The sequence below is a fragment of the Skermanella sp. genome (genome assembly GCF_059503625.1).
The window spans coordinates 1-4,106 of the sequence record NZ_JCACHA010000073.1; the positions used below are offsets into that span (position 1 = coordinate 1).

Consider the following 4,106-nt stretch of genomic DNA (forward strand, 5'->3'; position numbering starts at 1 on the left):
AACCCCTGGATGCGGGAAGAAGTGGCAGCCGCCGCACCGAAGCTGCCCAATTTTCGACCCGGAATAGCCTTATTCGTTCCCCCTCCCCTTTTCGTTTCCGATCCGGTTTCAGGTGCCGATGGAGCCGATCAGGTCGCCGGCCCCATCAGCATGTCCGGCAGCCACGTCGCGATGCCCGGGAAGATGCACAGGATCAATATGGCCAGCAGCATGCACATCACGTATGGCAGCGAGCCCCACAGGATGCGGGACAGCGGCACATCGGGGGCGATGCCGTTGATGACGTAGAGGTTCAGGCCGACCGGCGGCGTGATCAGGCCGACTTCCATGTTGATGGTCAGGATGACGCCGAACCAGATGATGTCGAAGCCGGCGGCGGTGATGATCGGCAGCAGGATCGGCGTCGTCATGAGGATGATCGCCGCCGGCGGCAGGAAGCATCCGGCGAGCAGAAGCATCGCGTTGATCGCCGCCAGCAGCACCCACCGGTTGACGTCGAGCGAGGCGATCCACTCCGCCAGGGACTGCGTCAGGTACAGGTTGGTCAGCATGTAGCTGAATAGGATCGAGGTGCCGATGATCATCAGGATCATCACCGACTCCTTGGTCGTGTCGCGGAAGATCGCCACGAGATCCTGGATACGCCACATCCGGTAGATCACGATGGCGAGCAGCAGGCAGAACAGCGCTCCCAGCCCCGCCGCTTCCGACGGCGTCGCGACGCCGCCGTACAGCGCCCACATCACGGCGCCGATGATCGCCAGGAACGGCAGCACCTTGGGCAGGGCGGAGAATTTCTCCTTCCACGTCCAACGAAAGGCGGGATCGTAGGCGCGGTGGCCGCTGCGGCGAACGGCGAACCATGTCCAGGCCATGAACAGCACGGTCAGCATGATGCCCGGCACCACGCCGGCCAGGAACAGGCGGCCGATCGAGCTTTCGGTGGCGATACCGTAGAGGATGAAGGTCAGGCTGGGCGGGATCAGGATGCCGAGCGTGCCGCCCGCGGCGATCGACCCCGTCGCGATCTCGTCCGGATAGCCGCGCTTGCGCATCTCAGGGATGCCCATCTTGCCGATCGCGGCGCATGTCGCCGGCGACGATCCGGTCAGCGCCGCGAAGAGCGCGCAGGCGCCCAGGTTGGAGATCACCAGTCCGCCGGGCACCCGGTAAAGCCAGCGGTCCAGCGCTTCGTAGAGGTCGCGCCCGGCGCGGGACGACGCGACGGCCGCCCCCATCAGGACGAACATCGGAATCGACACCAGCGTGAAGTCGTCGAGGCCCCCCAGGAAGGTTTCCGCGATGAAGTCCAGGCTGCGCGGCCCCTCGAACGCCACCAGCGCCGCCACAGAGACGATGCCAAGCGAGAAAGCGATGGGCATCCCGGTCATCATGACCAGGAGCGTGCCCACGAGCACGAAGAGCCCCATGGATAGCGGGTTCATGTCAGCGTATCCGCATGGGCGGGAAAGGATTGGGTCAGCGCTTCCGTGCCGGTCGTCGGCGGCAGGCCGAAGGGAAGAGTCCTGCCGGTAGCGAGACTCAGGATCTCCGCGATGTATTGCAGCGACAGGACCCCTATGCCGACGGGAAGCGACAGGTGCGGAATCCAGAGCGGCACCCGCCAGAGCGTGTCGGAATGCCAGTCCTTCGACCACGCCTCGTACCAGTAATGCGCGCCGAACCAGAACAGCAGCAGACAGAAGCCCAGCGCGCCGATCGAGGCCACCATCGCCAGCCAGAAGCGGAAGCGCGGACCAGCATAGATCGCGACGATGTCCATGTTGACGTGGCCGCGAAGCAGCAGGACATAGGGGCTGCCGATCAGCGTGGACGCGACCAGGGCATAGATCACGAACTCGGTCTGCCAGATGGTCGGCTGGCCGAGAGCGTAGCGCTGGAACACCATGTGGGTGACGACGAGGATGGAGATGAGGATCAGCAGGCCGGCGACGAAGCCGCAGGCCCGCGATACCATCGCGACGCTCCGGATGAATAAATCCATGAGGGTTCCCTTTCCGCTGCAATCCGGTTGCGCGCACCCGGATTGCAGGGCCGTGACGGGTTTGCGGTTACGGGGCTACTGAACCGCCAGGGCCTTGTCGATGAGCGCCTGCCCGCCGGTCACCTCGGCCGCGAAGGTCTTGTACGACGTTTCCTTGGCAAGGTTGCGCCAGGCGTCGGCCTGCGCTGCGTCCATATAGACGATCTCGACACCCGCTTTCTTGAACAGGTCGACCATCTGGGCATCCGCTTCGGCTGCCTTCTTGAAACCGTAGTCCTCGGCCTTCTTCGCGGCGGCCATCAAGGCTTCCTGCTGCTTCGGTTCGAGCCGGTCGAAGCTGCGCTTGGACATCAGCAGCGGCTCGTACATGAACCAGAGCGCCTGGTCGCCCGGCGGCGTCATGCACTTGACCTGCTCCTGGAGACGATAGGAGCTGAAGCTTTCCGACGAGGTGTTGGCGCCGTCGAGCACGCCGGTCTGCATCGCCGTATAGATTTCCGAGCTGGGCATCGATGCCAGCGAGGCGCCCGCTCCCGCCAGCATCCGCTCGAACATCGGACCGGCGGCGCGCATCACCTGCCCCTGCGCGTCTTCCGGAGCAAGGATGCACTTCTTCTTCGACGCGAAGCCGCCGGCCAGCCAGCCGTCGGCGATCACGATGATCCCCTCGCCTTCGACGATCTTCTTGATTTCGTCCATGAACGGCGATTTGGAAAGCCGGATGGCGTGCTCGTGGTTCTTGACGAGCCCCGGCATCAGCGTGGCGCTGAACTGCGGATGCTTGCCGGCGGCATAGTCCAGGGGGAACAGCGAAATGTCGATCTGGCCCTTGGACAGCGCGCTCCACTGCTCACGGGGCTTGACCAGGGACGAGCCCGGAAACACCCGGACATCGAGCCCGACATTGGCGGCACTAAGCTCCTTGGCGATGATCTGGATCATCTCGTCACGGAAGTCGCCCGTCCCGCTCGGCCATTGATGCGAAGCCTTCAGCGTTTGCGCCGTCGCGGAAACGGACGGCAGCGCCAGCAGCCCCGCCAGCAGTGCCGCGGCCGCGGAGCGACCCAGAAGATTGAGCGGTTTCATGAGCGTTCCTCCAAGCTGTTCCAAGCTGTTTGCATGCATTTTCGCATGTCGTTCTCTGAATCTCATACGCGGATATCGACCGACGCGCAAGACAGCATCTCACCGCCCGACATAAACAGCCGTCGCCGCCGCAATGAAGATATCATTGAATACTTAAATTCAGCGCCTCCGGCAGAACTCATAGCTCCGATCCATTCCACCACTTTCAATACCGCTCGATTACAATAGACGTCATTGCCGTGCGGTGACCGTGAACTGTGTTACTTCCTGATTTTTTACTGTACGTGGCGGATTCGAAACCATCTTCCGGCTGCGGCTCAGAGCCTTCAGCCGGAATTGCCCGCAGCACAATCCCCGGATCATGCCGGAGAATGGACGAGGATGGTCCGGGGATCGGTGACGATGCCTTTCCTCACATCAGGGCGTTCGGCAGGAACAGGACGAGGCCGGGCCAAAGGGCGAGAACCGCGACCAGCACCAGGATCGTGAAGATGAAGGGCAGCGATTCCACGACGTATTCCTCCACCGGGCAATCGAGCAGACTGCACACGGTGTACATCGCGACGCCGACCGGCGGCGTCATCGATCCCAGGGTGACGATGGTCATCATGAGGATGCCGAAATGCACCGGGTCTACGCCCAGCGGCGTCACGATGGGCAGGAAGATCGGCGTCAGCAGCAGGACCAGCACCGTGCTTTCGATGAACAGTCCGGCGATGAAAAGGAAGACCAGGATCAGCGCCACCACGAGGATCGGTTCGCGCGTCAATCCGGTCATGGCTTCGGCGATGCTCTGCGGCGCCTGCTCGAAGATGATGGCGTACCCGACCATCCCGGAAAACAGGATGATCAGCATGATCAGTCCTGTATCGACCACAGCTTCGAACAAGGCCTCCATGACGCTGGCCCAGGTCAGTTCCCTGTGCAGCAGGAACCCGACGACGGCGGCATAGACTACAGCGAAGGCTCCGACTTCCGACGGCGTGAACAGGCCGCCACGGATCGCAAGCAGCAG

At 62.9% G+C, this 4,106-nt stretch carries 4 protein-coding genes; all 4 read right to left on the reverse strand.

The window, feature by feature from the left end:
• Positions 1–128 precede the first annotated feature (128 nt).
• Complete coding sequence (locus tag AC5JJ6_RS01995; protein ID WP_496040435.1) at positions 129–1,445, reverse strand: TRAP transporter large permease; 1,317 nt, start codon at positions 1,443–1,445, stop codon at positions 129–131.
• Positions 1,442–2,005 (reverse strand): TRAP transporter small permease subunit, encoded by a 564-nt coding sequence (locus tag AC5JJ6_RS02000; RefSeq protein WP_496040436.1) that lies wholly within the window; start codon positions 2,003–2,005, stop codon positions 1,442–1,444. Before AC5JJ6_RS02000 ends, AC5JJ6_RS01995 begins: the two co-directional genes overlap by 4 nt.
• A 75-nt stretch (positions 2,006–2,080) precedes the next feature.
• On the reverse strand, positions 2,081–3,091 hold the full coding sequence (gene dctP / locus AC5JJ6_RS02005; RefSeq protein ID WP_496040437.1) for a TRAP transporter substrate-binding protein DctP: 1,011 nt from the start codon (positions 3,089–3,091) through the stop codon (positions 2,081–2,083).
• 412 nt (positions 3,092–3,503) lie between these two features.
• Positions 3,504–4,106 (reverse strand): TRAP transporter large permease subunit (locus tag AC5JJ6_RS02010; RefSeq protein WP_496040438.1); only part of this gene is annotated, 603 nt, incomplete at its 5' end.